The sequence below is a fragment of the Trabulsiella guamensis ATCC 49490 genome, from assembly GCF_000734965.1.
Lineage (GTDB): Bacteria > Pseudomonadota > Gammaproteobacteria > Enterobacterales > Enterobacteriaceae > Trabulsiella > Trabulsiella guamensis.
In genome coordinates, this window is sequence record NZ_JMTB01000017.1 from 1 (window position 1) to 3,572 (window position 3,572).

The 3,572-nt window shown below is 50.4% G+C and carries 8 protein-coding genes; all 8 read left to right on the plus strand.

Going from position 1 to position 3,572, the window contains the following annotated elements:
* The first annotated feature begins 3 nt into the window (after nt 1-3).
* A complete protein-coding gene (locus GTGU_RS01405; protein WP_084222730.1) occupies nt 4-705 on the plus strand; it encodes a DUF551 domain-containing protein in 702 nt (233 codons plus the stop codon).
* A 220-nt stretch (nt 706-925) separates the two neighbouring features.
* Nucleotides 926-1,357 carry a NinB/YbcN family protein gene (locus tag GTGU_RS01410; protein ID WP_038153641.1) on the plus strand — a complete coding sequence of 144 codons (432 nt, stop codon included), beginning with the start codon at nt 926-928 and terminating at the stop codon, nt 1,355-1,357.
* Nucleotides 1,350-1,922: an NUMOD4 motif-containing HNH endonuclease gene (locus GTGU_RS01415; protein ID WP_051857272.1), complete on the plus strand. Its 573-nt coding sequence runs from the start codon at nt 1,350-1,352 to the stop codon at nt 1,920-1,922. Before GTGU_RS01410 ends, GTGU_RS01415 begins: the two co-directional genes overlap by 8 nt.
* Nucleotides 1,915-2,085 carry a NinE family protein gene (locus tag GTGU_RS24190; protein WP_038153644.1) on the plus strand — a complete coding sequence of 57 codons (171 nt, stop codon included), beginning with the start codon at nt 1,915-1,917 and terminating at the stop codon, nt 2,083-2,085. Before GTGU_RS01415 ends, GTGU_RS24190 begins: the two co-directional genes overlap by 8 nt.
* The gene (locus GTGU_RS01425; RefSeq protein WP_051857273.1) at nt 2,078-2,665 is read left to right on the plus strand and encodes a recombination protein NinG; all 588 of its coding nucleotides are present in this window, start codon (nt 2,078-2,080) and stop codon (nt 2,663-2,665) included. Before GTGU_RS24190 ends, GTGU_RS01425 begins: the two co-directional genes overlap by 8 nt.
* A complete protein-coding gene (locus GTGU_RS25585; protein ID WP_038153646.1) occupies nt 2,662-2,802 on the plus strand; it encodes a YlcG family protein in 141 nt (46 codons plus the stop codon). Before GTGU_RS01425 ends, GTGU_RS25585 begins: the two co-directional genes overlap by 4 nt.
* Nucleotides 2,799-3,296, plus strand: a complete 498-nt coding sequence (locus GTGU_RS01435; RefSeq protein ID WP_038153647.1) for an antiterminator Q family protein — start codon at nt 2,799-2,801, stop codon at nt 3,294-3,296. Before GTGU_RS25585 ends, GTGU_RS01435 begins: the two co-directional genes overlap by 4 nt.
* Nucleotides 3,297-3,427: 131 nt before the next feature.
* A partial coding sequence (locus tag GTGU_RS24195; RefSeq protein ID WP_038153458.1) for a putative holin occupies nt 3,428-3,572 on the plus strand: 145 nt, incomplete at its 3' end.

Below are 3,572 nucleotides of genomic sequence, written 5' to 3' on the forward strand. Positions count from 1 at the left end.
TACATGGTTGATCTGGCGCGTATCGCGCTGGCATCGCTCGAAGCGGAGCCTGTGGCGTATATGTGGATTGACGGCGAGGCTGTTGAGTACAACGGCCACAACGAGTTTTCAGGCGGAGGTAAAGGCGTACCACTATACGCCGCACCGCCAGCGCCGGTATCTGTGCCTGATGAGTGGAATAAATCATTGCAGGAAATGGTTGGCGCCATGCGGCGGTATGAAATGGATGTTGATGAAGATGCGCCGTATAAACACAGAGCAATGATGCGTAGGGCTGAGGAGTTATTGGAGAAACGCGCCGCCATGCTTCAGAGTGCCGAATCTGTAACGACGGCTTACAAGTTGCCAGCTAATACGCCATGCAAGGAAGCGCCAGAGCATATCTGGCTTCAAACCGCTGGAGTATGGCCGGAGAACGGCGAGTTCAGCGAGTTAACATGGTGCAGCGACAATCAGCATCAGGACGACACGCTATATGTTCGCGCCGACATTGTGTCTGGCAACTCTCCGGTGATTCCGGATGGTTGGGTGGCTTGCAGTGAGCGGATGCCGGAGCAGTTTAAGGCCATCCTGGCATTCAATGAGTATGGAGAAGTTTGGTCTGGTGCGTATGACAGGTACTGGAATTTCTATTGCGATAATCTGTTGGTAGAGTATGTCACCCACTGGATGCCACTGCCAGCAGCACCGAAGCAGGAGGAATGATGGCTAAGACAGCAGCAGAGCGTAAAACTGATCATTGATAATCACTTTTCAAATTTGATGTTATAATTAAGTCGCAGTCGGCCTGAACACCCGGTTGCGACTTCTGCGCTTTGAGGGGACTCAAAGTGCAAACGACAATCAGAACGCATTCCCACCAGTCACAGATGCAGAAATGCACCTGCGATTTCCTGCATTCTGCGGTTTCCGTTAAGGAGGCCGTATGAGCATGAACAAAGACGGCATCCGTCTGCACAAATCCAACTTTTACGCCATCGGGCAGCAGATACAGCCAATGCTGGAATCTGGCGACTGCTATCGCCTCATCATCAAGCCCTGGAAGGACAAACGTAGCCTCTCCCAAAATTCTCTTCTCTGGATGTGGAATAGCGACGTTGCATCTGCCGTCAACCACCACTCCGAAAGCAAGTTAACCGAGGAAGACCTTCATGAGTTTCTGAAGGATATGTTCTGTCCCGCCAAGCCTGTAACCGTTCTTGGTGAAACCAAGATGGTGAAGTCCACCAAGTTACTCGACACCGAAGAGATGACCTTCTACCTGCGCCGCATTGAAGTCTGGTGCGCTGAGCGCGGTATCAAATTGCGGATCCCTGCCAACTCAGAATATCACTCAAAAGGACACGACCATGTTTGAAGAAGAGATTTGGAAAGAAACATCCATATCAAGCGATTATGAAGTCAGTAATCATGGTCGATTTCGATCCTTAACACGCACCGTTAGCGTGATGAGTGGCTACAAGAAGGTTTTAGAAGGTAAGGATTTGAAGCCGTTTGACGTGCATACCACTGGTTACCTTCAGATAAAGATTTGCGGCAAAAAGTATGCAGCACACAGGCTTGTCGCCATGGCATTTTGCGACGGTTACGCCGACGGATTAGTTGTTAACCATAAAAACGGCAACAAAAAAGATAACCGCGCTGAAAATCTTGAATGGACAACTCCGTCAAGCAATCTTCGTCATGCCTATAGCGATCTTGGTGTTATCCCAAATCAGCTCGGAAGGTTCGGCGAGGATCACAACGCAAGTAAAGCGGTAATCGCTACATGCCGTGTTACTGGAAAAGAGGTTCGCTACGCAGCCGCTATGGATGCGGTTCGTGATGGGTTCGACAGTGGCTGCATTAGCAGGTGCTGCACAGGTCAATCATCTTACCATAAAGGCTATAACTGGCGATTTGAGGGTGAAGCAAATGAGTAACCCACTTTCCCGCGTCATCACCAACGAAATCTTTCGCGTTCCGGCACGCCGCAAGCGTAAGCCAGCGGTTAAGCCTTCCGACATCCCGACACTGAAAGACTACACCGCCCGCCTGGTGGATCAGAAATGGCTGCGTCTCGCGGCGCGGAGGAATCATGCGTAAACCAACCCGCCGCAGTTGCAAAATATGCAAAACAAAATTCATTGCCACCTACGATAACGTCTGGTGGTGCTGTCCTGAGCATGGTTACGAGTACAGTCAGCGCATTCTTGCCAGGAAGAAAGCCGAATCAGAGCGAAAGCGTAAACAGGAAGCACAGCAGGAACGCCGTGAGCTGAAGATTCGCAAGAAAGCATTGCAACCACTTAGCCAGTATCACAAACGCGCTCAGACAGCGTTTAACGCGTTCATTCGCCAGCGTGATTCAGGGCAACCGTGTATCAGTTGCGGGCGCAACTCCGGCGCGAAGATGAACGCCGGTCACTTCCGTACTGTCGGCGCATCGCCAGAAACCCGCTACGACGAAACCAACTGTCATATCCAGTGCGAGGCCTGTAACTCCTATCTGTCAGGGAATATCGGTGAATACCGCCCACGGCTGATCGCCAATATTGGACAGGCAGCTTACGACCGCCTGATGGGCCCGCACGAAGCAAAGAAATGGACACGCGAAGAACTCGACGCACTGGCAGCACATTACCGCGCAAAGCTTAAAGAACTGAAACAGCGGGAGGCAGCATGAAACCAGAACTTATCGAATCACTCCGTCTCCGCTGGCGCAGCCTTCGCATTTACCGTCGCCCTGGCTCCGTGCTTGTCGACTATCGAATTTTACAGAATACCGTTCGCATATATCAGAAAACAGGGGCATCAGCATGAAACTGGAATTAACCAAAGATCAGTATCAGTGGATTGACCAATGGCTCCAGTTGTGGGGTGCGTGGACACAAACGGGGAAGATCGACAAGTCCATGATCAACATGATTGCTAAGTTCATGGCTACCGTTCAACCTCAGGAATCATCAAGACCGGTATGCAGTGATGACGATGGCATGCTGATCGACGGAGTGATTCGTCATTACCTTAAGAACATCGATGAAAATGCATGGCGTGTATTGTTTGCTTACTACGTCTGCAATTCCAGTGAGATAAGCATAGCCACATGGCAGCATGCCATATGCTCACCGCGCATGATGAGGACACGCGCCGGAAACCAGTATAAGCGGCCAAGCATTTCGACCGTCAGACGCGAGGTGAAGGGTGTACTGAATGCTTCACTGTACTGCCTGTACCAACCGCTGCAAAATGCATTCATCTGTCGCGATAATGTGAAGAAAGTAGCAAAAAAAGTTGATAACGTGCTTGCTTTTTAATGAGCAAATGAGCATTATATTTATTATATTCTGCCACTTTTGTAACCAGCAACAACATAAGCCCACCTGATGTGGGCTTTTTTTATTCCCCTCGTCCAGAGAGGATTTACAGCAATAAAAGAGGGGGCTAAATGTCCGATCCTGTTTCCGGTACTGCCGTTGCGGCCGGAGGGCTGCTTGGTGCAAGTATGTACGGCCTGGCGACAAGTACTGATTTTGGCGTGGTGTTTGGTGCATTCGCTGGCGCAGTGTTTTATGTCGCCACGGCAGCCAACA